Source organism: Roseixanthobacter psychrophilus (assembly GCF_043195195.1).
In the GTDB taxonomy this organism is placed as follows: Bacteria; Pseudomonadota; Alphaproteobacteria; order Rhizobiales; family Xanthobacteraceae; genus NCEH01.
The window spans coordinates 17,874-37,289 of record NZ_JBAFWT010000010.1 but is presented as its reverse complement, the minus strand read 5'-3'; the positions used below and the strand labels follow the sequence as shown (position 1 = coordinate 37,289).

The 19,416-nt window shown below is 64.0% G+C and carries 23 protein-coding genes; 8 read left to right on the top strand and 15 right to left on the bottom strand.

Annotation, left to right across the window (positions count from 1 at the left end; translation table 11 throughout):
* Nucleotides 1-120: 120 nt before the first annotated feature.
* The 7 genes from V5F77_RS11600 to V5F77_RS11570 all read right to left on the bottom strand — a co-directional run bounded on the left by V5F77_RS11600 (nucleotide 121) and on the right by V5F77_RS11570 (nucleotide 6,438).
* Nucleotides 121-531 carry an NADH:ubiquinone oxidoreductase subunit NDUFA12 gene (locus tag V5F77_RS11600; protein ID WP_429005507.1) on the bottom strand — a complete coding sequence of 137 codons (411 nt, stop codon included), beginning with the start codon at nucleotides 529-531 and terminating at the stop codon, nucleotides 121-123.
* A 98-nt stretch (nucleotides 532-629) separates the two neighbouring features.
* Nucleotides 630-1,727, bottom strand: coding sequence for a calcium:proton antiporter (locus tag V5F77_RS11595; RefSeq protein WP_429005506.1), 1,098 nt, complete (start codon nucleotides 1,725-1,727; stop codon nucleotides 630-632).
* Complete coding sequence (speB, locus tag V5F77_RS11590; protein WP_429005505.1) at nucleotides 1,717-2,700, bottom strand: agmatinase; 984 nt, start codon at nucleotides 2,698-2,700, stop codon at nucleotides 1,717-1,719. The genes V5F77_RS11595 and speB overlap by 11 nt, the downstream gene beginning before the upstream one ends.
* Before the next feature lie 196 nt (nucleotides 2,701-2,896).
* Nucleotides 2,897-3,994 (bottom strand): sulfate/molybdate ABC transporter ATP-binding protein, encoded by a 1,098-nt coding sequence (locus tag V5F77_RS11585; RefSeq protein ID WP_429005504.1) that lies wholly within the window; start codon nucleotides 3,992-3,994, stop codon nucleotides 2,897-2,899.
* 103 nt (nucleotides 3,995-4,097) lie between these two features.
* Nucleotides 4,098-5,120 (bottom strand): anti-sigma factor, encoded by a 1,023-nt coding sequence (locus V5F77_RS11580; RefSeq protein ID WP_429005503.1) that lies wholly within the window; start codon nucleotides 5,118-5,120, stop codon nucleotides 4,098-4,100.
* The gene (locus V5F77_RS11575) at nucleotides 5,117-5,758 is read right to left on the bottom strand and encodes a sigma factor-like helix-turn-helix DNA-binding protein (protein WP_429005502.1); all 642 of its coding nucleotides are present in this window, start codon (nucleotides 5,756-5,758) and stop codon (nucleotides 5,117-5,119) included. Before V5F77_RS11575 ends, V5F77_RS11580 begins: the two co-directional genes overlap by 4 nt.
* A 284-nt stretch (nucleotides 5,759-6,042) precedes the next feature.
* Nucleotides 6,043-6,438 carry a flagellar export protein FliJ gene (locus V5F77_RS11570; RefSeq protein ID WP_429005501.1) on the bottom strand — a complete coding sequence of 132 codons (396 nt, stop codon included), beginning with the start codon at nucleotides 6,436-6,438 and terminating at the stop codon, nucleotides 6,043-6,045.
* Nucleotides 6,439-6,891: 453 nt separating this feature from the next.
* Between V5F77_RS11570 and ctrA the strand changes: the two genes are divergently transcribed.
* Nucleotides 6,892-7,593 (top strand): response regulator transcription factor CtrA, encoded by a 702-nt coding sequence (gene ctrA / locus V5F77_RS11565; RefSeq protein ID WP_429005500.1) that lies wholly within the window; start codon nucleotides 6,892-6,894, stop codon nucleotides 7,591-7,593.
* Between the two features lie 79 nt (nucleotides 7,594-7,672).
* Here ctrA and copM read toward each other — a convergent pair whose 3' ends face one another.
* From copM to V5F77_RS11550, 3 genes are all read right to left on the bottom strand, one after another.
* The gene (copM, locus tag V5F77_RS11560) at nucleotides 7,673-8,050 is read right to left on the bottom strand and encodes a CopM family metallochaperone (RefSeq protein ID WP_429005600.1); all 378 of its coding nucleotides are present in this window, start codon (nucleotides 8,048-8,050) and stop codon (nucleotides 7,673-7,675) included.
* Between the two features lie 153 nt (nucleotides 8,051-8,203).
* The gene (locus V5F77_RS11555) at nucleotides 8,204-9,160 is read right to left on the bottom strand and encodes a DnaJ C-terminal domain-containing protein (RefSeq protein WP_429005499.1); all 957 of its coding nucleotides are present in this window, start codon (nucleotides 9,158-9,160) and stop codon (nucleotides 8,204-8,206) included.
* A gap of 82 nt (nucleotides 9,161-9,242) precedes the next feature.
* On the bottom strand, nucleotides 9,243-9,659 hold the full coding sequence (locus V5F77_RS11550; RefSeq protein WP_429005498.1) for an RT0821/Lpp0805 family surface protein: 417 nt from the start codon (nucleotides 9,657-9,659) through the stop codon (nucleotides 9,243-9,245).
* A gap of 104 nt (nucleotides 9,660-9,763) precedes the next feature.
* Between V5F77_RS11550 and pdxH the strand changes: the two genes are divergently transcribed.
* Both pdxH and V5F77_RS11540 read left to right on the top strand, forming a co-directional pair.
* On the top strand, nucleotides 9,764-10,402 hold the full coding sequence (gene pdxH / locus V5F77_RS11545) for a pyridoxamine 5'-phosphate oxidase (RefSeq protein WP_429005497.1): 639 nt from the start codon (nucleotides 9,764-9,766) through the stop codon (nucleotides 10,400-10,402).
* A gap of 88 nt (nucleotides 10,403-10,490) precedes the next feature.
* Nucleotides 10,491-11,237 (top strand): SDR family NAD(P)-dependent oxidoreductase, encoded by a 747-nt coding sequence (locus V5F77_RS11540; protein ID WP_429005496.1) that lies wholly within the window; start codon nucleotides 10,491-10,493, stop codon nucleotides 11,235-11,237.
* Nucleotides 11,238-11,249: 12 nt separating this feature from the next.
* On the opposite strand, the gene V5F77_RS11535 is transcribed toward V5F77_RS11540, so the two are convergent.
* Together V5F77_RS11535 and V5F77_RS11530 are read right to left on the bottom strand one after the other, a co-directional pair.
* Nucleotides 11,250-12,224 (bottom strand): magnesium transporter CorA family protein, encoded by a 975-nt coding sequence (locus tag V5F77_RS11535; protein WP_429005495.1) that lies wholly within the window; start codon nucleotides 12,222-12,224, stop codon nucleotides 11,250-11,252.
* A gap of 109 nt (nucleotides 12,225-12,333) precedes the next feature.
* Nucleotides 12,334-12,558: a hypothetical protein gene (locus V5F77_RS11530; RefSeq protein WP_429005494.1), complete on the bottom strand. Its 225-nt coding sequence runs from the start codon at nucleotides 12,556-12,558 to the stop codon at nucleotides 12,334-12,336.
* Nucleotides 12,559-12,868: 310 nt separating this feature from the next.
* Here V5F77_RS11530 and V5F77_RS11525 point away from each other — a divergent pair, with 310 nt between their 5' ends.
* Both V5F77_RS11525 and V5F77_RS11520 read left to right on the top strand, forming a co-directional pair.
* Nucleotides 12,869-13,471 carry a L,D-transpeptidase gene (locus tag V5F77_RS11525; RefSeq protein ID WP_429005493.1) on the top strand — a complete coding sequence of 201 codons (603 nt, stop codon included), beginning with the start codon at nucleotides 12,869-12,871 and terminating at the stop codon, nucleotides 13,469-13,471.
* A gap of 170 nt (nucleotides 13,472-13,641) precedes the next feature.
* A complete protein-coding gene (locus V5F77_RS11520; RefSeq protein WP_429005492.1) occupies nucleotides 13,642-14,214 on the top strand; it encodes a hypothetical protein in 573 nt (190 codons plus the stop codon).
* 23 nt (nucleotides 14,215-14,237) lie between these two features.
* Here the strand turns inward: V5F77_RS11520 and V5F77_RS11515 are convergent, their stop codons facing one another.
* A complete protein-coding gene (locus V5F77_RS11515; RefSeq protein ID WP_429005491.1) occupies nucleotides 14,238-15,572 on the bottom strand; it encodes an extensin family protein in 1,335 nt (444 codons plus the stop codon).
* Between the two features lie 227 nt (nucleotides 15,573-15,799).
* On the opposite strand from V5F77_RS11515, the gene V5F77_RS11510 reads away from it, so the two are divergent.
* Nucleotides 15,800-16,504 (top strand): HAD family hydrolase, encoded by a 705-nt coding sequence (locus V5F77_RS11510; protein ID WP_429005490.1) that lies wholly within the window; start codon nucleotides 15,800-15,802, stop codon nucleotides 16,502-16,504.
* A gap of 91 nt (nucleotides 16,505-16,595) precedes the next feature.
* Entirely contained in the window at nucleotides 16,596-17,381 is a 786-nt protein-coding gene (locus tag V5F77_RS11505; protein ID WP_429005489.1) for a DUF1499 domain-containing protein, read from the top strand.
* A gap of 11 nt (nucleotides 17,382-17,392) precedes the next feature.
* Here V5F77_RS11505 and V5F77_RS11500 read toward each other — a convergent pair whose 3' ends face one another.
* On the bottom strand, nucleotides 17,393-18,070 hold the full coding sequence (locus tag V5F77_RS11500; RefSeq protein ID WP_429005488.1) for an SOS response-associated peptidase: 678 nt from the start codon (nucleotides 18,068-18,070) through the stop codon (nucleotides 17,393-17,395).
* Between the two features lie 77 nt (nucleotides 18,071-18,147).
* Here V5F77_RS11500 and V5F77_RS11495 point away from each other — a divergent pair, with 77 nt between their 5' ends.
* The gene (locus tag V5F77_RS11495) at nucleotides 18,148-18,498 is read left to right on the top strand and encodes a hypothetical protein (protein ID WP_429005487.1); all 351 of its coding nucleotides are present in this window, start codon (nucleotides 18,148-18,150) and stop codon (nucleotides 18,496-18,498) included.
* Here the strand turns inward: V5F77_RS11495 and V5F77_RS11490 are convergent.
* Complete coding sequence (locus V5F77_RS11490; protein WP_429005486.1) at nucleotides 18,480-19,391, bottom strand: MBL fold metallo-hydrolase; 912 nt, start codon at nucleotides 19,389-19,391, stop codon at nucleotides 18,480-18,482. The genes V5F77_RS11495 and V5F77_RS11490 overlap by 19 nt on opposite strands.
* Nucleotides 19,392-19,416: the final 25 nt, after the last annotated feature.

Below are 19,416 nucleotides of genomic sequence, written 5' to 3'. Positions count from 1 at the left end.
GGTTATCACCTGCAATGCGGCATCGCGAGGGCGAATCAGGCCCGCAGGATCGAAAGCGCGGCACGCCCGCTCACCTTCGCGCCCGCACAGAGGTGCGCCCGACACGGGATGGACGACGCCTCACTCGCCGGGCGTCCATGCCTTGTAGTCGCCGGTGACTTCCGGTCGGTTGCGCCCGCCGGGAAAGGCCCCCTTGGGCCGATAAGCGCCTGGAGTGCCGGTCATGTTGCGAAGATGCGGCTTCTGCCACTCGCGCGGCGTGTAGGCTTCCTCGGTGGGCGGGGTATCGGTGCGGTGGTGCATCCACCCGTACCAGCCACTTGGGATGGTCGTGCTGTCGGCATAATTAGGGTAGATGACCCACCGACGCTCGAAACCTAGCAGCGGGTCGATGGCGCCGCCCTTGGTCCGGAAATAACGGTTGCCCGCTTCGTCCTGCCCCACGAATTCGCCAAAGCGACGGGTCCACACCATGGTGCCGACCGTCTGCTTGTTCCACCAGGTAAAGATATAGAGCAGGAACTCTTTCACGGCCCACGCCTCGCTGCTTGACGCCTCGCCCCTTGATCGCGCGGACCATGCCACCGCGTCCGGGCGGTGTCCACCGCGCCGAAGCGCAGGCGCCAGGCTCACGGTGAAAAAAGCGTCAGGACATAGACCAGGAAAAGCACCAGATGCACCAGTCCTGTCAGAGCATTGGTCTTGCCAGTGCCGAACGAGACGATGCTCAGCACCAGCGCCAGCAGCAATTGCACACGGTCTTCCGGGTCGAGAGCGAGGGTCACCTGACGGTCGACGATATAGCTCACGGCAACCATCACAGGCATGGTCAGGCCAATGGTGGCAAGGGCCGAGCCCAGCGCCGCGTTCAGCGCCCGCTGCAACCGGTTGCGCCGGGCAGAGCGCACGGCCGTGATGGTTTCCGGCAGCAGCAGGATCGCCACCACGATTGCTCCCACAACCGCGTCCGGATCCGGCAGGCCCTGCCGGTCCATGAACCGCTCGACACCTTCCGCCACATAGTGCGAAAGCAGCACAACCCCGCCGAGGCTGACCAGCAGGAACACGACGCCGCGCCAGAACTCAACCGGCGTCGCCACACGCTCCTCGCTCTCGTCCCAGCCGAGGAAATGATCGCGATGCCGCACCGTCTGCATGAATAGGAACGAACCGTAGAGTAGCACCACGCCGACCATGATAAGCGCGACATCAAGTGTCTTCGCGACGCCATGCTCGCCTGAGGACGTTGCGCTCGGCAGGATCAGCGCCAGAACCGAAATGGCCATGATGACCGAGAGGAATCCGCTCAGTCCCTGCTGGCGCACCTCCTGCTCGCGATGGCGCAACCCGCCGATTAGAAGGCACAGACCGACCACACCGGTGAGCACGAACATGACCGTGGAAAGCACCGCCTCGCGGGCAAGGGTGGGATTGTTCTCCCCGTTCAGCATCATCGACACCAGCACAGACGCTTCGATGAGGGTCACGCTGAAGGTAAGGACCAGGGTGCCGAACGGCTGCGGCAGGCGAGCGGAAACCGTGTCGGCATGATTTACGGCGGCGAAGATGGTGCCCATCATGAGCAGCGAGGCCAACCATTCGGCACCGCGGCCGAAGAGAGGAAAAAACACCGGCCAGCCGAGCGCGAGAACGAGCCCGGCGACTGGCACGACAAAAGGAAACAGGCGCCGTATCATCGCGATCAGCGCTCCCTGGCTAGAGCGCAATGCTCTGTCCCTGCGCCTTGCGCTGGGCGAGCAGGCACAGATAGGTGGCGGCCAGGCTCGCCCCGGCCAGGGCGGTGATCTCCGCATGGTCGTAGGGTGGCGAGACCTCCACGACGTCAAATCCCTTCAGGTCGAGATCGCCGAGCCCGCCGAGGATCATCAAGGCCTCGCGACTCGAAAGGCCGCCGCAGACCGGCGTCCCGGTTCCGGGGGCGAATGCTGGGTCGAGGGCGTCTATGTCGAAGGTCATGTAGACGGGTGCATCTCCCACCCGTTCGCGGATATGGCGCACGACGCCGCGCGGGCCGAGGTCGGCGGCGTCATAGCCGTGCAGCACGTCGATGCCGAAGGTCTGAGGCGCATGGGTCCGGATCCCCACCTGCACCGAGCGATCGACGCGGATCAACCCGTCCTTCACGGCGCGAGTGATCATGGTTCCATGGTCAACACGTGTGCCGTCGTCGTCCCAGGTGTCCTGGTGGGCATCGAACTGAACTAGCGCTATGGGCGCGCCGAGATGCGCCACCAGCGCCTTCAGGACCGGATAGGTGAGGAAATGGTCGCCGCCCAGGGTCACCAGATGGGAGCCCCGGGCGAAATGCTGCGCCGCCTGTGCCTCGATCGCACCGGGAATGGAGTAAGGCAGGCCGTAATCGAACACGCAGTCCCCGGCATCCGCCACATCGAGCGTCGCAAACGGATCGAAGCCGAACGGATAGAAATCATCCCCATCCAGGATCGCGGATGCGGCGCGGATGGCGCGCGGCCCAAAGCGCGTGCCAGGACGGTTGGAGACCGTGACATCGAGCGGGATGCCCCACACCACGCACTCAGCGTCACCGCCATCCTTGGCATAACGCCGGCGCAAGAAGGACGTCGCGCCGGAATAGTTCGGCTCCATGGACTGGCCATGTCGGAAGTTGCGATCCAGCGCCCGGTCCACCGGGCGCGGATGAAGGGGATCGTCGCTCATGGAAGACCTCTCGTGCGCTTGTGGAACCTGCGCAGACGAGAGCGCGGGCGCGGGGACGCGGGGACCAGCCATCCGCTCCTGTCGATAGCGCCCACGCGCCCTTCCAAGCAAGCTTTTCGCACACGCGAGAAAAAGGAAGGAGTAAGCCCCGCAGCCACGCGGCTTCTGATCTCGGCAGCCGGTGTCCTGGCGGCAGTCAGATCGCGTATTCGCCCACCTGGTGGGATACGGGCGGGCGGCAATCGACGCCCGGCCCCGTTGCCGGGAAAAGACGTGCGCGATCGAACCGGACCGAGACCTTTCCTGCCTGCGGCACTTTGGCGGTAGGCGCCACATCGGCCTCAACCCGGGCACCGCCGACGCTCAGCTCCACGCGCCGGATCGCGCCATGGCGGCGATAGGCCTGCACAAGGCCTTCGGCGCCCGGCGTGCCGGCAAGCGCGACGGTCACGTCATGGGGCCGGGCAAACAAGGTGGCCGGACCGTCGGCGACGGGTTCGATGGCGGTGGCGATGATTTGCCCCTCGGCGCGGACCACGCCACCCTCGACCTCCACCGCGATGCGACTCGATTCTCCCATGAAACCGAACACGTCGGGGGTCGCGGGACGATCATAGACATCGTCCGGCGTCCCGACCTGCTCGATGCGCCCTTTGCTCATGACGACGACACGGTCGGCCAGTTCCAGGGCCTCCTCCTGATCGTGGGTCACGAACAAAGTGGTATGGCCGGTCTGCTCGTGCAGATGGCGCAGCCATGCCCGCAGTTCCTTGCGCACTTGCGCATCGAGCGCTCCGAACGGCTCATCCAGCAGTAGCACCTTGGGCTCGATGGCGAGCGCCCGTGCCAGGGCTACGCGCTGGCGCTGGCCGCCGGACAATTGGGCGGGAAAGCGCCTGCCATAGCCCGCAAGTTGAACCAGGGCGAGCAGGTGTTCCACCCGCTGCGCGATGTCGGCTTCGGATGGGCGCGTCGCCCGCGGGCGCGAGCGCAGACCGTAGGCGATGTTGTCCGCCACGTTCATGTGACGGAACAGGGCATAATGCTGGAATACGAAGCCGATGCCGCGATAGCGCACCGGAACGGTAGAGGCATCGGCCCCATCCAGGACCACGCGTCCGGAATCGAGTTGCTCCAGACCGGCGACGACACGCAGCAAGGTGGTCTTGCCCGAGCCGGACGGCCCGAGCAGCGCCACCAGTTCGCCCGGCTGCACATCAAGGGAAATGCCCGCGAGCGCATGCTGCGCGCCGAACATCTTCACGGCATTTTCAACGGCGACGGCGACGGTCATGTCGTGCCCAGGGTTCCGGTGATGCGGAGGGGCCGCTTATGGCATGATCGCGCAGTACATGGAAACGCGCGACACAAGGTAAGATCTGACTCCGACGCGTCCCTTACAGGACATGCAACGGGCCGGCGACGACAACATCGCCGCCCGCCCCAGGCGGCTCGACGTCCGGTTCCAGCGTGATCTCCAGCATGGCCGCCCCCTGCCCGCCCCAGTTGGACAGATCCGGCGTCAGTGCGGAGGTATCGCGGAAGGCGCACAGCAAATGTCGCTTCCCGTCCGGAAGGATCAGCCAGAGACGATAAGTCTTCCCGTCGGGCGCTGGCGCGTCGAGGCCGACGACGTCAAGGCGGCGCGTTCCCGGATCAAGTGTAATGGTGACCCGCGGCGCGCTCTGCGCCGTCAGCACGGCTTGGCGAATTGCCGGTGCAGGTTTCGCGACGACCACAGCTGCGCTGCGCCGGGCCTCCCCTTGAAGCGCCACGACGCCGAGGCCGAGCACCGCAAGGGCGAGCAGCCCGGTCGCCACGCGCCAGGGATTGCGGCGGGCGGACGATGCGGCGGGCGTCGGCATTTGCTCAGGGTCCGATGAGAATGCCGCCGCTGAACGAGGAGATGGAGACGATATGGCATCGTCCAGAGGTCCCGGGGCAAGAACTGCTGGCCCCCCCTCAACCGGCAGATCCTTGCTCGCTTCGCGGATCTCAGCTTCCGCAACAACATGGGAGATGACAGCTGGTCCAGCCATTTTTTCCGGATCGATCGCAGGCTCCAAGGCCGGCGGCGCGTCGCATACCGCTGCTTGCGGCTGCTCAGCCGGTGCCCGCTGGACCTGGACCTTCTCCCGGGGCCGCCCGTCGGCCGGCGCCGTCTCCTCATCGGCAGCAGGCGGAAGGACGGCGGCCCCAGGCAGCGCAACCATCAATTCGGTGAGGAGGCTGGACGGCGGCGCGACGCTGACCGCGAGCTCATGCAAGGGACCGAGGCGGCCCTCCCAGAGCCGCACAAGGGCGGCGAATGCCGGATCATGGGCAATGCGGGACCGCGCTGCCTCGCGCTCGGCCCCATCCAGCGTGCCGAGTACGTATTCTGCAGCTTCCTGCCGGTCCTCTTCCCATACGCTCGTCATTGCAGGCAGGCATCGATTTCACCGATGCTCCGTCGCAGCCATGTGCGGATGCTGTGCTCGGGGGCGTCGAAATAAATTGAGAGGGCGTTGCGGGTCCAGCCGTCATAATAAGCTAGTAGCACCATGCGCCGCCGTTCCTCGGATAGGTGGCCGAGGCATCCCAGAAGTTCCAGCAACTCCGGACTGCGCGTCTCGCTGCCGAGGGGGTCGTCGTCCTGTTCTTGCGACGCGAACGGCTCAAACATCGCCCCGTCCTCGTCCACCTGCGCGCGGGCAAAATCCAGGGCGGCGGCCCGCACCTTCGATACCATCCAGATCACGGGATCACCGATCCGCGCGCGAAGCGCGGGAGGGGCCAACCCGCCCCCTTCCTGCACCGCGGCATCCCGCATAGGGGCCGCACACACCTGATCGGTGGAAGGTATCGGATCCTCCGCCTCAGCACGCAGCGCGTCGGCCTTGCGTTCCATCTCGGACCACATGGCGAGATAAGCGCTCTTCAGCGCTGCGGCGGCCAGTTCTGGCTGGCGCAACAGGCGGAGCGCGATGCCGAAGAGACGCGGGCTGGAGAGCGCGTACAGTTCCTCGAACGCTCGACGATCCCCTTTGGAGATCGCGATCAGATGATCGCTCAGCACATCCGAATGCGACACGGTCGTCTTGATCCCACGAAAGGGGGTGACGCTCCCAGAAAAATCTAAAATCTTACCTTAAGATGCAGTCATAAGCTTATGCTAAAAAAGACATTTCTAGCTTTTAGCACATGATTTGCAGGGAGCGCCGCAATCCCAGAACTCAAGGCTAGATCAAGATGCCGGAAAGGTGAAGCCCTCCTCTGCGCTTCAGCGCAAGAAGCTGAGAATGCATCAATTTTTCCCCCGCGCTTCGCGCAGGGTTGCAAGTCACACCCGCGGCCCTGAGATCACGCGCGGGCGGTCTCTCCCACCCGCCAGCCAATGCGGCGCTCCAACGCCTCGGCCTCGCTGACGCGCTCACGCTCGCTGGCCGCCTCTTCCATCTGCAACTGAGCCTCGGCATCCGCCAGGGCCGCCTCCGCCTCGTCGCGCTGGACCCGCAGGTCCTGGGCCGAACGACCGAGGTTGTCGCGGCGCTGGCGCGCGGCGGTGGCCAGCGGCGAATAAGCGAAGTGGCGCGGGTCCGTAATGCCGGAGCGCTCCTCTTCCCCCGCTATGTCCCGATCGAGATCGGCCGCCATGCGGTCGAACTCGGCAATCATGGTATCGATCCGCACGATGCGCCGGCGCGCATCCTCGATTTTGAACCGCTTGGCGCGGATCAGGGGTTCACGCGACTTCATGGAACGCGATACTCCGAAGGCACAAATGAACGCAGTGGCCGGTTCCGGGCACCTCAAATGCCACAATGACGCCGACCCGTTGCCCTTTCCTTACCTCTGCGCCGGATTGTGAGGAAAATCGCTTAACCCAGCGGGATGGAAACTAATCGTTTACCGACTTCGTTAATGATGCCTCCACGGTTCGGACGGGGGTGCTTCGAAAAAGCCCCTCGCCTGACGCTCCCGAGGCTCGGGAGATGGTGTGTAGATACGGGTTGGGTCAGCCGAAACAACTTTGACGGTATGCGGGGAGTCAGTCTTCGCATTCATACACAAAGTTTTTTCGAAGGACTCTTGTCCAGTTGAATCGCGATCGGGTATCGATTCAACACACGTATCGCGAATCACACTGTCGGCTGAGCACACCAAGGGCGGCACGCCGCTTTTCGGGTTGTTGCGAGGAAGGGGATTGCCATGCGCGTCTTGCTCATCGAGGACGACAGTGCGACGGCCCAAAGCATCGAGTTGATGCTGAAGTCCGAGAGCTTCAATGTCTACACGACGGATCTCGGTGAAGAAGGCATCGACCTGGGCAAAGTCTATGAATACGACATCATTCTGCTCGACATAAACCTTCCGGATATGTCGGGCTTCGAGGTGCTGCGCAACCTGCGCGTCGCCAAGGTGAAAACCCCGATCCTCATCCTCTCCGGTCTCGCCGGCACCGAGGACAAAGTGAAGGGTTTCGGCTTCGGCGCCGACGACTATCTCACCAAACCGTTCCACAAAGACGAGATGGTGGCGCGAATCCATGCCATCGTGCGCCGCTCCAAGGGCCATGCCCAGTCGGTGATCCAGACCGGCGACCTGATCGTCAACCTCGACACCAAGACGGTGGAAGTGGACGGCGCCCGGGTCCATCTGACCGGCAAGGAATACCAGATGCTGGAGCTGCTCTCGCTCCGCAAGGGCACCACGCTCACCAAGGAGATGTTCCTCAACCATCTCTACGGCGGCATGGATGAGCCCGAGTTGAAGATCATCGACGTGTTCATCTGCAAGCTGCGCAAGAAGCTTGCGAACGCTTCGGCGGGCAAGAACTACATCGAGACCGTATGGGGCCGCGGCTATGTGCTGCGCGAACCCATGGCGGGGGCCGAGCGCATCGCGGTCTAAGCCTGCAGCACCGTGTCATCCGAAAAAAGGCCTCGCCACCGGCGAGGCCTTTTTTGTTTCATCCTACGGATCCTTCTGCTCACTTGCCCTTGGCAGCCAGCCAGGTCCGCATGTCCGTGATCTCCCGCTCTTGGGCGGCGATGATGCCTTCCGCCAGCTTGCGGATTTGCGGGTCGGTGCCGTAACTCAGCTCCACCTTCGCCATGTCGATCGCTCCTTGGTGGTGGGCGATCATGCCCCGAACAAAATCCACATCCGCATCGCCGGTGTAAGCGATGTTCATGTCGGCGTGCATCTTGGCGTTGGCGGCCTGGAGCGCCATCGTCGCGGGAGACGCCGCAGTAGCCATGGGCATCGACATGCCGCCGTGTTGGAGCGGCGCGGGGGCCTGGGCGCTTTGGGCAAAGGCGGCGGCAGCCCCCGCCAAGATGCTACCGGCGACCAGCGTTGCCGCCATCATGTGAGAAATCCGAACAGGCATGACTCTCCTCCTGCGCTCGGCGCCCGTACCCGGGAGGCAACGTGCCCGACAGTCGGAAGATAATGAGCCCCACCCGCTGCGCCATTCACGGCTTCAAGAGCAATGCGTGGCGCGCTGTCGCGCCCGGTCTTACGCCTCGGACTTCGCCTCGCGCAACTTGCGCATCAAGGCTTCCAACTCCGCGTCGTGCTCAGCCGGAAGTACTAGGTTGGCGCTCACCAGCAGGTCGCCATGACCGCCGCTGGCCTTAGGTAGGCCCTTTCCGCGCAGGCGGAACGTGCGGCCGCCGGAAGTCCAGGCGGGTATGTTGAGATCGACTGCGCCTGCCAGGGTGGGAACGCGCACCTTGCTGCCGAGTACCGCATCGGCGAGAGACACATCCGCTTCGTAGCGCAGGTCCGCATCCTCGCGTTTGAACTTCTCGTGCGGTGCGTAGCTGATGGAGACGAAGGCGTCCCCCTGCGGCCCGCCAGTCGGACTCATCTCCCCCTGCCCCTTCAGGCGCATGCGGTGGCCTTCCAGCGTGCCGGCGGCGATCTTCACCTCGATCTGCTTCCCATTCGGCAACTGGACACGCTTGCTGGCACCGTGCGCTGCCTCCTCATAGCTCACCGGCAAGGTCAGCTCGATGTCGGCCCCCGCCTCGGGCGCAAAGCCGCCACGCGGGCCGCGGCGCTGGCGGCCAAAGCCGAACATATCGCCGATATCGTCGCCGACCTCGGGTCCACGCCGTGCATTCCGGCGCACCCCTTCCGGCCCGAAGGAAAAACTCTCGAAGATCGTGTCGCCATCGAAGCCGGAAAAGCCGCCCGGGCCGGCACGGCCCCGTCCGCCGCCGTAACCGGAAAAATCCGGGGCGCGTGGCTTGCCCTCCGCATCGATCTCGCCGCGATCGAACTGACCGCGCTTTTCGGCATCGGCCAGGATCTCGTGAGCCGTGTTCAGTTCAGCGAAACGATCCTGCGCCTTTGGGTCTCCCTGGTTGGCGTCGGGATGCAGCTTCTTCGCCAGCCGCCGATAGGCGCGCTTGATCTCCGCTTCGTCGGCGCTCTTGGCAACGCCGAGGACGTCGTATGGATCACGCATGCAAATTCACCTCGGGGTCGACGCTTTCCGGCCGACCGCAGCCTTCATGTGGGAACAAGGTGCCCTATTTCAACTGCGGGGCTCAAGCCCGTCCAAGGACTCGCACCTGCGACAGGGTGGTACCCTTGCCGTCGCGGCACGCTTCGCCCTGCACCCAATGCTCCCCGCTGGTGTCCACGACCCCAATGCGGAAGTCGCGGCAACCATTGTCTTTCACCGTGCCCAGTGGCGTGGACGTGCCCCTGGCCCCGGTGACAGTGTTCTGCCACGGCATGCTTGCACCGGCCTCCCGCGATTTCAATGCTTGGTCGAGGGCGACCTTCGCCTGTGCCCAATCGGTGGACGCTATGCCCTGCGGCGCTTCTCCGACAGGAATCGAGAGCGCCACGGGCTGGGGTTTGATCGAGCCGGTGACAAGCTGATCGTCATCGGACATACCGAGCAGAGAACCACAGCCCGAAAGCGCCAGCGTCGCCCCCAACAAGCCGACTGCGACCAATGGCCTGACCGCTGTGCGACGACCGCCGATGGCCCTATATAAGGCGTGCTTCGCGCCGTCTTGGTATGTTTTGCGTTGACGCCACACGGGAAGGGCTCCCAGCCATGTCCGATTCGCCTATGGAAGCCTCAAACCCCTTAACAGGCGGTGATTTCACCGAGAGTACCGAGCCCTTTCGGTTGTTTTCCGAGTGGCTCGGCGAAGCCGAGCGCACCGAACCGAACGATCCCAACGCAATGACGATTGCGACCGTCGATCAGGACGGTCTGCCGGACGCGCGCATGGTGCTGCTGAAAGGGCTCGACGAACGCGGCTTTGTCTTCTTCACGAACACCGAGAGCGCCAAGGGTCGCGAGCTCGCCGACAACCCGAAGGCGGCGCTGGTATTTCACTGGAAGTCGCTGCGCCGGCAGGTGCGGGTGCGCGGGCCGGTTGAGCGTGTCACCGAGGCCGAGGCCAACGCCTATTTCGCCACCCGGCCGCGTCTCTCTCAGATCGGCGCCTGGGCGAGCCAGCAGTCGCGCCCGCTGGAAGGTCGCTTCGCCTTCGAGGCTGCGGTCGCGGCGACCACTGCGAAATACGCCCTCGGCACGGTCCCCCGCCCGCCCCATTGGACCGGTTTCCGCATCGTGCCGGTGGCGATCGAATTTTGGCACGATCGGCCGTTTCGCCTTCATGACCGAATCGTATTCCGGCGTCCGGAGCCTGTCGGAGAATGGATGCGCACCCGTCTTTACCCCTGAAGGCGCTGCTTGACCCGGCCTCATGGCCGTGATGCCTGCCGTCGGGCGACATGGTTTGCGCCGCACCGCTTTACGTTTCGAGGAATTCATGTCCGCCAGCAACCAACCGCCCCGCATCATGTTGCTGACCGGCGCCTCACGCGGCATCGGCCACGCGACGGTGAAGCGCTTTTCCAGCGCCGGCTGGCGGGTCATCACCTGCTCGCGTCATGCCTTTCCGGAGCAATGTCCCTGGGCAGCGGGCCCGGAGGATCATATCCAGGTGGACCTCTCCGACCCGGTGAACACGGAAGAAGCTATCGAGGAAATCAAGCGCCGCCTGCCCGCCGGCGAGTTGCACGCGCTGGTCAACAATGCCGGTATTTCACCCAAGGGTGAGGGCGGCGCGCGGCTTGGCTCGCTCGACACGAAGCGCGAGACCTGGGCCCATGTATTCCAGGTGAATTTCTTTGCCCCCATCATGCTGGCGCGCGGTCTGGTGCAGCAATTGGAGGCGGCGCGCGGTTCCGTGGTGAACGTCACCTCCATCGCCGGCGTTCGGGTGCATCCATTCGCCGGGGCCGCCTATTCCACCTCAAAGGCAGCCCTCGCCGCACTGACGCGTGAGATGGCGGTGGATTTCGGCCGGCGCGGCATCCGCGTCAATGCCATCGCCCCAGGCGAGATCGATACAGCCATTCTATCTCCCGGCACGGACAAGATCGTCGCGCAGATTCCGTTGCAGCGGCTTGGCACGCCCGATGAGGTGGCGAAGATCATCTATGTGCTGTGCACCGAGACCTCGTCCTATCTCAATGGCGCCGAGATCCACATCGACGGTGGGCAGAACGTTTGAGGAGCGCGGTGGCTACAGCCAGCGGCGCCATTTGAAGAAGACATAGGGCAGGATCGCCGAGATCACCATGGCCGTCAGCGCAAGCGGATATCCGTAGGTGTCCGCAAGCTCCGGCATGTGCTGGAAATTCATCCCATATATCGAGGCGATCAAGGTTGGTGGCATCAGCACCACTGAGAGCACCGCGAAGATCTTGATGATGTTGTTCTGCTCCAGGCCAACCATGCCGATGGTCCCGTCCAGCAGGAATTGCAGCTTGTTGCCAAGGAAGTTGGCATAGTCCGATAGCCCCGCGACGTCCCGCGTCATGCTCTTGATCTGGCTCTTGGTGTCGGGACCGAGCGGCTTTGCATCCCCCTCGGTGCCGATGAAGGCCAGAAGACGCGACAGCGAGGCAAGGCTCTCGCGCGCATAGGAGAGCAACCCTTCCTTCCGGCCGATATGGGTGAGGATCGCCCGATAGCGCTGGGTCCGGTTGCCGCCCTCCGTATCGCGCTCGAACACGCGCTTGGACAACCGCTCGATATCGGTTCCGGCTTGTTCCAGCACCTCGGAAACCCGATCCACGATGGTATCGAGGAGTTCCATCAGGATCTGGCCGCCGGTGGTCTGCGAGCAGGTCTTTTTGAGACGGTTCGCCAACACCACGAAGGGCTTGGGTTCAGCATACCGCACCGTCACAAGCTTCGCCTTTACGAGGATGAAAGTGACGGGGTTGACGGACGGCGCCTCGGTATCGGCGCCGCACAGGATCGAAAGCGTCATGTACGCGGCACCGCCTTCGACGTACAGCCGGCTGGACGGCTCGATCTGGCGCATGTCTTCACGCGTGGGAATTTCCACGCCCACTGCGCGCTCAACCAACGCATCCTCGTGTCCCGCAGGGGAAACGAGATCCAGCCAAAGTGCATCCGCTGGCACGTCACCGTCGGGCGGAATGGTTCGGGGCGTGAGCGCACCGTCAACCAGGCAATAGGCCACCAGCATGTCTCACCATCCGCACCGGCGAACGCGGCAGAGAGGCGTTCGCTCCGTGGGATACATGCGCAGCCTTGTGCGGGCTGGCAAGCACAGCTCAAATCGATCCGCGTGCCGTTCAGGCCGCCAGGTGGTCGATATCGCGTAAGGTAACCACCTTGTTGGGCTCACCCGAGCTCTTCTGGGCCACTGGTTTGGCATCGCTGGCGAGACGGGCAGCAGCAGCGGCTGCAGCAACGGCCGTGATGCCGATGTCGCGCCATTGGCCCGCATGGGCCCCGTATCGAGTGGCTTCGGTTTCCGAGCGGGAGGCTGTGCCCGGGCCAGGCTGATCGCTAGACATCGTACTCTCTCCTGACAAGGCGTTCTGCCTAAAACAGATGCCTTCTGGTGGGAAGACCACTGACAGATGGTGGGCAACTGCGTCGAAACTGTGCAAGTGCTGCGGCATTGCAGAGGTCTTAGTGGGAGAGCATTGCGCAAGGCTTTGAAGACGGTCTTAACGGTGACGAAAGGTCAGACCCTGAGACATTTTTGCCACGCTTTTCAGCTCCGAGCCGTGGCGACTTCGTGGCCTCTTCAAGGCGTGCCGGGGTTCGGGTAATCCAGGCTTACGAAACGAATCTGTTCACTCTGTTTATTAAGAGGCGGTCATGGCGAAGCGGGCGGTCGCGGCTGTTCTGCTTGGACTTCTATTAGGTGGCTGCATGGCGTCGACGCCTCAGCCCGCTCCGGAATCGTCGCTCAAGCCGCGGGACAAGCAATTGCTCGCGCAGGCGCCGTATCCGAAGGTGAAGCCCGAGGGAATGTACGCCCGGCAAATTGTTGAATACACCGGCAAGGAAAAGCCCGGCACTATCGTCGTCGACACCGACAAGAAGCTCCTTTACTTCGTCGAGGGTAACGGCCAAGCCATTCGCTATGGCGTGACCGTGGGCGAGGAAAGCCTCGCCTTCCGTGGCGATGCCAAGGTCGGCCGCAAGGCCGAATGGCCGAGCTGGACTCCGACCCCGGAGATCCATCAGCGCATCGCCGGTCTGCCGTCCTATGTGGGCCCCGGACCGCACAATCCCATGGGTGCCCGCGCCCTCTATCTCTACCAGGGCTCTAAGGACACGCTGTTCCGCATTCACGGAACCAACCAGCCGGAGCTGCTGGGTCAGGCGATCTCCTCCGGCTGCATCCGGATGTTGAACGAGGACGTGATCGACCTCTACAATCGCGTGCCGGTCGGCGCGGAAGTGGTTGTGCTGTGAAGGCTTGAAGCCAATCGCCAGCGGGCTATCGAGTCCGCTGGCGTCGAACGTATCAAGCGCTCCCTTGACTTGAAGGTAACGGGCTGGCTAGGTCCATAACGTGGTCATAGGGGGCGAAAGCAATGTGCAGTGAAGTCCCGAGCGTAAGCGAAGCACCACAGCGCACACGGATGGCCGTCGCCATGCGTCCGGCAGAACGGGCTCTGTTCGAAAGCTTGCTGCGGTGCGCGAGAAATTTCGTCGAATTCGGCGCCGGGGGCAGCACGCTGTTTGCTGCCGGACTTGTCAAAGAGACGATCATTTCATTGGATTCGTCGAAGGAATGGCTGGACCGCGTCCTTGATGACTGCGTGGCATTCAAAGCTCCGATCCTCCCCAAGCTCATCTACATCGATATCGGTGAAACCAAGGAATGGGGCTTCCCGAAGGATGAGAGCGCCCGTGATCGATGGCCTGACTATTACACCAAGATCTGGTCCGTCGAGGGCGCCAAAGAAGCTGACCTCTATCTGGTCGACGGACGTTTCCGCGTCGCCTGTTTCATGCAGACGCTGTTGAACGCCCCACCCCATGCGCTGATCGCCATCCACGACTTCGCCAACCGGGCAAATTACCATGTCGTGCGCGAGGTCGCCGACGAGAGGGCATCTGCTGAGAATTTCTCAGTCTTTACCCGCAAAGTGAATTTCGACCACGCCCTTGCCGAAGATATTCTGAACCGGCATAAGCTCATCGCCCAGTAAGCCGGCACGGGCCCGCTCGCCGGCTATCCTCCCGGCAACCTGCCACCTTCGGTGGCGGCTCTTGTGCCGGCCTTTATTGCCGGGCGCTTCAAAGGCATCGGCGCCGGTTCCGGCAGCGAGAGCCGCTTCTGGTTGCCGGCTGTCGCATTGGCCACTGCTTCAGACGGCTGAACGTCCCCCTCGGCCTTTCCTTCGGTGCCTTGCCCGTTCGCCTCCGGATTCGTTCCAGTGCCGTAAGAAGTGGATACCCCACTCTTCCCGGCATCGCGGGCAGCGATCACGGCGGGCGCTGGGGTCTTTATGGTCCATCGACACAGCTTGATGTCGAGCCGGCGCTTGGCGATATCCACGTGAATATGATCCTCGTGGTAGCCATCTGATCCCGGACCCAGCACGGTGCTGAACTTGGTGCACGCATCGGCCTTGATACGCTCCTGCAGCGCGATCGGCAGCCCACCATTCTTGACCTCGATCACCCGTTTGTCGGCCGTTTCGAACCCGCCGAAGTCGATCGCGTTGCCTTGGCCGTGCTCGCTCATCTTGGCACCCTTCACGCGGTTGCGAGGGCGGCAATCATAAGATGCGGCGACTTTGAAGGTCTCCATGCGAGTGCCTAGGGTCGCGACTGCGGGGCCAAGGTCGTCGCGCACCCATTGCGTCACCGCCGCCGCCATCTCGCATTGGAGGATTGCTGCGGGGGACAGGGTAACCAGATTTCCATCCACCAGTCGCACGGCCGTTACGCGCACTGGCTGCGTCAGGGAACAGCCCTCTTTCACCGGGACCGGCGGCGCTGGCGCCGCGATCATGGCCTGCTGCTCCACCAGCGCGGCGCAGAGTGCCGGCAATGTTCCGGGGGCGATCGCCTCCGCGGACGAAGCGGAAGGCGGGGTGCCGTCGCGGGCGGCCGTACCGCTCGGCGGCGGCGGCGGGATGAGGGCGGGAGCGGGCTTCTCCTCTTCGACCTCTTCCTCCTGCTCTCCTGGCAATGGTTCGCGTGCCTTCGGAAATGGAACATTTGCAAGCCGCGGCAGAGGCGCCGCGTTTATCGCAGCCGGTGCCGGCTGCGGCAAAGGTGCAGCGGCGGCTGGCGCGGCGGACTGCTCCCCCGCTGAGGATTCTGCCGTCTCGTCCCCTTCCTCGGTCGCGACATCCGGCACTTCGGGGCGCGGGACCGGGAGCGGCACCTTGTTGAGGGGGATGCGTGGCCTGCTTACAGGAAGGGAGGCCGGCGGGCGCAGTCCGCTGCCGGTCGCAGCAGACGCAACACCCGGCTCGAGCACCGCCAGCAGGAGCGCGCAGAACAAAACCCAGGCGCACCGGCCTCGCTCGCCAGGCCGGCGGGAACGATGGGGCATGGCGGTCCACCCGAGGGATGGCGACCAGCGGAACGTGGATCGCAGTCTCATTGGCGCGATCATAGGCAGAACGCCGCATGAAGTGAACGCCTATCCGCGCCGCGCTGGCCATAACAAGGTGAAGCTGCCGCTTTGTCTTGTGTTTGCGAGCCGCGGCTTTCACAAGACATATGGCTGTTGGCGCCGCACCGGATCTGCGCGCCTGCTTTCTCCTTGTGCGAGGCACCATGCGCGATCTGAAAGCTGTTTTATTCGACAAGGATGGGACGCTGGTGGATTTCGACCGCACCTGGGGTCCTTCCGCCGGCTATGTCATGCGCACACTCGCCGCCGGCAATGCCGCCGCCCTGGCGCGGCTTGAAGACGTCAGCGAGTACCTGCCGGACGAGGAACGCTTCCTGCCCTCCTCGCCTTTGGTCGCCGGTTCTTCCGGCCATTATGGGCCGCTGTGGGCGCAGACTTTGGGGCGTGCGGCGGACGATGCCTTCCTGCATCTCATCGATCATCTGTTCCGGGAGGCAGGTCTCATTCACCTCACGCCCATTGGCCAGCCGGATCTGGTGCTCCAGCGCCTGCACGACGGCGGACTGAAGCTCGCCATCGTCACCAATGATGCAGAATCCAATGCGCGCACCCAGGCCGAGGCGCTGGGACTGCTGCCCTATCTCGAAGCGGTGCACGGCTATGATTCCGGTTTCGGATCCAAGCCGGATCCCGGCATGATCAGCGCTCTAGCCCAACGCCTCGCGCTCGCACCGCACGCAATGGCCGTGGTGGGCGACAGTGAGCATGATTTCACCGCCGCGCGCAGCGCAGGCGCCCGCTTCATCCTGGTGCGCACAGGCCCCGCGCCCGTGGAGCATCTCTATAGCGAAGCGGATCTGGTGGTGGATTCCATAGCCGATCTTCCCACGCACCTCCTCGCCCCGTGATTCACGGGCGGCTGGAAACAATCGGCAAAAGCGGGCATAGATCGACCATGAGCGCCGGTCGGCGCCCGAGGGGACACACGGCACCACGGCCATGATCAAGCGCCAGCTATATGTTGAGGAGCGATCTTCCGGCCTCGCATCCTGGAGCCTGCGGCTCGCCTTGTTCGCCATCCCGGTAATCGCGCTGGCCTCGGGCCTCTATCGCGCCAACTTGCTCGATTTCCAGCCCGCCATGGCGACCGTCGGCGCGGGCCTGGCACTCGCTGCGGTGGGAGCGCTGGTCGCGGTCGCGGCCTGCATTTCCATATGGGAGAGCGGGTGGCGGGGTCTGGGAAAAGCCATAGGCGCTTTGACGATCGCACTGTTCGTGCTGGCGGGGCCGGCGGCCGTGCTCGCCCGCGGCGTCATGCTGCCGCCCTTGACCGACCTGTCCACCGATATGGAAGATCCGCCCTATTTTCGCGCGATGGGCTTTGCCCGCCCGCGTGCGGCGAACCCGGTTGCCTATCCCGGCGAGGACGCGGCCGCAATGCAGCGCTCCGCCTATCCCGGCATCAAGCCCATCGACCTAGATGCCACCCCGGAAGAAGCCTTCAACACCATGCTCGCACTGGTTCAGAAGCGGCACTGGCGCGTGCTCGACGCAGTGCCGCCGCGCGGCGGCCTGCGCGACGGGCAGATCGAGGCAGTGGCCGTGACGCCTCTCCTCGGCCTGCGCAACGATGTGGTGATCCGCGTGCGGCCGACAACCAAGGGCGCCCGCATCGACATCCGGTCCATGTCGCGTTTCGGCGTGCACGATCTCGGCGAGAATTCCTGGCGCATCTCCGGCCTGCTCGCCGACATTTCCGCCGAGCGCCGCAAGAAGCGCCAATAGGAGGTTTAGCCTCAGGCAACGGACGGAAGCGTGAGATCCTCGCCCTCGTTACGCACTGAATTGACGCGCGTCGAGACCGCCCACATCTCCATCGCCGACGGCGGATAAGGCTTCATTAGATCGAAGGGCGCAGGCGCAGTCAGCCAACGGGCGATATCGGTCGGGTCGAGAATGACCGGCATGCGGTCGTGCAGCGGCGCCAGGAGCGTATTCGCGGCACATGTGAGAATGGTGAAGGTGCGCACCCACTCTCCCGAACCTGGGTCCCTCCAACCCTCCCAGAGGCCGGCCAAGGCCATCGGCTCACGGCTGCTTAGGGCGATGAGAAACGGCTGGCGCCCGGTCTCGCTGCGCCGCCATTCATAAAACCCATCGGCGGGAATGACACAGCGGCGAGGCTTCCTCCAGGCGGCGCGGAAGCTCTGCTTTTCGGCAACAGTCTCGCTGCGGGCATTTATGAGCGCGCTCGCACCGTTCATGTCGGCAGCGCACGAGGGCACGAGCCCCCAGCGCAGCAAGCCGATCTCGGCACGCGCCGTTTCGGGATTGCGGCGGATCGTCAGCAGGTCTTGGGTCGGCGCGGCATTGAAACGTGGCGGGGCGTTCGGGAGGCGAGCGTCCTTTGACTCGAGCCCCAGACGCTCCATGTAATAGGCTGGGCCATAGCTTTGAATGAAGCGTCCGCACATGGATCCATTCTGCCCAACACCGCGTTGCCGGCAAACCGCATGAGTCGATCCTGCTCGTCCGCCCACAGGAGATTGCCATGAAGCGCGTCCTGCTCGTGCTGCCCGTATTCGCGATCCTCGGCCTTTCCCTGTGGTGGATGGTGGTGGGGTGGGAAGCCGGCGAAGGCGCGCCGATGAAGCCTGCGGACTATATCCCCATGGTGCTCGGCATCGTCCTGACGTTCGTGCTGGGATGCGGGCTGATGGCGCTGCTCTTCATTTCCAGCCGGCGCGGCTATGACGAGGCCGCGACGAGCTTCACGCAGCCGCAGACGCGGCCGGAACGCACAGGCAGCTATAATCTGCATGCAAGACCCACCGCATCGAGCCCGGAGGAACTGGCGAACCGCCACGCGGACGATGCCCCGCCTCAGCGGGCCACGCGGTAGTTTCCGGCGATGGAGGGGACGCCTTCGGTCTCGACCAGTCCTTTTTCCACCAGATGTTCCAGATGGGCGAGCACGGTCAGCGAGGCCGCCCCGAACAGACGTGGGTCGAGGCCAATATATATACCGCGCACCAGCTCGGGAATGGCTGAGGTGCGCTCCAGCCCGCGCAGGATCGCCGCCTCGCGAGCATGGCGGTGGTTGAGGTAATCGCGCACGAAAGCCGGCGCATCGTTCACCGCCGGACCATGGCCGGGCAGGTAGAGGCGCTCCTCGCGCGCGGCAAGCTTTTCTAGCGAATGCACATAATCGCCCATGGAGCCGTCCGGCGGTGCGACGATCGAGGTCGCCCAGCCCATCACATGGTCGCCGGAAAACAGCAGATCGTCCTCATGGAGGGCAAAGGCAAGGTGGTTGGCGCAATGACCGGGGGTGGCGAGCGCTTCAAGCGTCCATCCGCTCCCGCTCAGCACATCTCCATCGGCGAGCACGATGTCGGGCGCGAAGTCGACATCGGCGCTGGCATCCATGGGGTTGATCTCGCCGATGAACAGCGGCCGGGCCCAGCGGTGCGGCCCCTCGCCCACGGTACGCGCGCCGGTTGCTGCTTTAACGGCTGGACTGGCGGGGGAATGGTCCCGATGGGTATGTGTGATGACGATGTGACTCACCGTTTCGCCGCGCACCGCATCCAGCACCGCAGCGATGTGGGCTGGGTCATCCGGCCCAGGATCGAGAATGGCGACGGTGCCGTGCCCGACGATATAGGTACAGGTTCCAGTGAACGTGTAGGGCGACGGATTCGGCGCCACGACGCGGCGCACATGGGGTGCCACGTGTTCCACTTGCCCATGCGGCACGTCGAAGCGCCGGTTAAACGTAATGTCATCGCTCATGGATATTTTTTCACAAACTGGCCTA

Coding starts and splice junctions, on each gene's coding strand:
- speB (WP_429005505.1), bottom strand. CDS start 2,700: ATGAGCGACGATCCCCTTCATCCGCGCCCGGTGGACCGGGCGCTGGAT.
- V5F77_RS11585 (WP_429005504.1), bottom strand. CDS start 3,994: ATGACCGTCGCCGTCGCCGTTGAAAATGCCGTGAAGATGTTCGGCGCG.
- V5F77_RS11580 (WP_429005503.1), bottom strand. CDS start 5,120: ATGACGAGCGTATGGGAAGAGGACCGGCAGGAAGCTGCAGAATACGTA.
- V5F77_RS11570 (WP_429005501.1), bottom strand. CDS start 6,438: ATGAAGTCGCGTGAACCCCTGATCCGCGCCAAGCGGTTCAAAATCGAG.
- ctrA (WP_429005500.1), top strand. CDS start 6,892: ATGCGCGTCTTGCTCATCGAGGACGACAGTGCGACGGCCCAAAGCATC.
- copM (WP_429005600.1), bottom strand. CDS start 8,050: ATGGCGGCAACGCTGGTCGCCGGTAGCATCTTGGCGGGGGCTGCCGCC.
- V5F77_RS11555 (WP_429005499.1), bottom strand. CDS start 9,160: ATGCGTGATCCATACGACGTCCTCGGCGTTGCCAAGAGCGCCGACGAA.
- pdxH (WP_429005497.1), top strand. CDS start 9,764: ATGTCCGATTCGCCTATGGAAGCCTCAAACCCCTTAACAGGCGGTGAT.
- V5F77_RS11540 (WP_429005496.1), top strand. CDS start 10,491: ATGTCCGCCAGCAACCAACCGCCCCGCATCATGTTGCTGACCGGCGCC.
- V5F77_RS11535 (WP_429005495.1), bottom strand. CDS start 12,224: ATGCTGGTGGCCTATTGCCTGGTTGACGGTGCGCTCACGCCCCGAACC.
- V5F77_RS11530 (WP_429005494.1), bottom strand. CDS start 12,558: ATGTCTAGCGATCAGCCTGGCCCGGGCACAGCCTCCCGCTCGGAAACC.
- V5F77_RS11525 (WP_429005493.1), top strand. CDS start 12,869: ATGGCGAAGCGGGCGGTCGCGGCTGTTCTGCTTGGACTTCTATTAGGT.
- V5F77_RS11520 (WP_429005492.1), top strand. CDS start 13,642: ATGGCCGTCGCCATGCGTCCGGCAGAACGGGCTCTGTTCGAAAGCTTG.
- V5F77_RS11515 (WP_429005491.1), bottom strand. CDS start 15,572: ATGCCCCATCGTTCCCGCCGGCCTGGCGAGCGAGGCCGGTGCGCCTGG.
- V5F77_RS11510 (WP_429005490.1), top strand. CDS start 15,800: ATGCGCGATCTGAAAGCTGTTTTATTCGACAAGGATGGGACGCTGGTG.
- V5F77_RS11505 (WP_429005489.1), top strand. CDS start 16,596: ATGATCAAGCGCCAGCTATATGTTGAGGAGCGATCTTCCGGCCTCGCA.
- V5F77_RS11500 (WP_429005488.1), bottom strand. CDS start 18,070: ATGTGCGGACGCTTCATTCAAAGCTATGGCCCAGCCTATTACATGGAG.
- V5F77_RS11495 (WP_429005487.1), top strand. CDS start 18,148: ATGAAGCGCGTCCTGCTCGTGCTGCCCGTATTCGCGATCCTCGGCCTT.
- V5F77_RS11490 (WP_429005486.1), bottom strand. CDS start 19,391: ATGAGCGATGACATTACGTTTAACCGGCGCTTCGACGTGCCGCATGGG.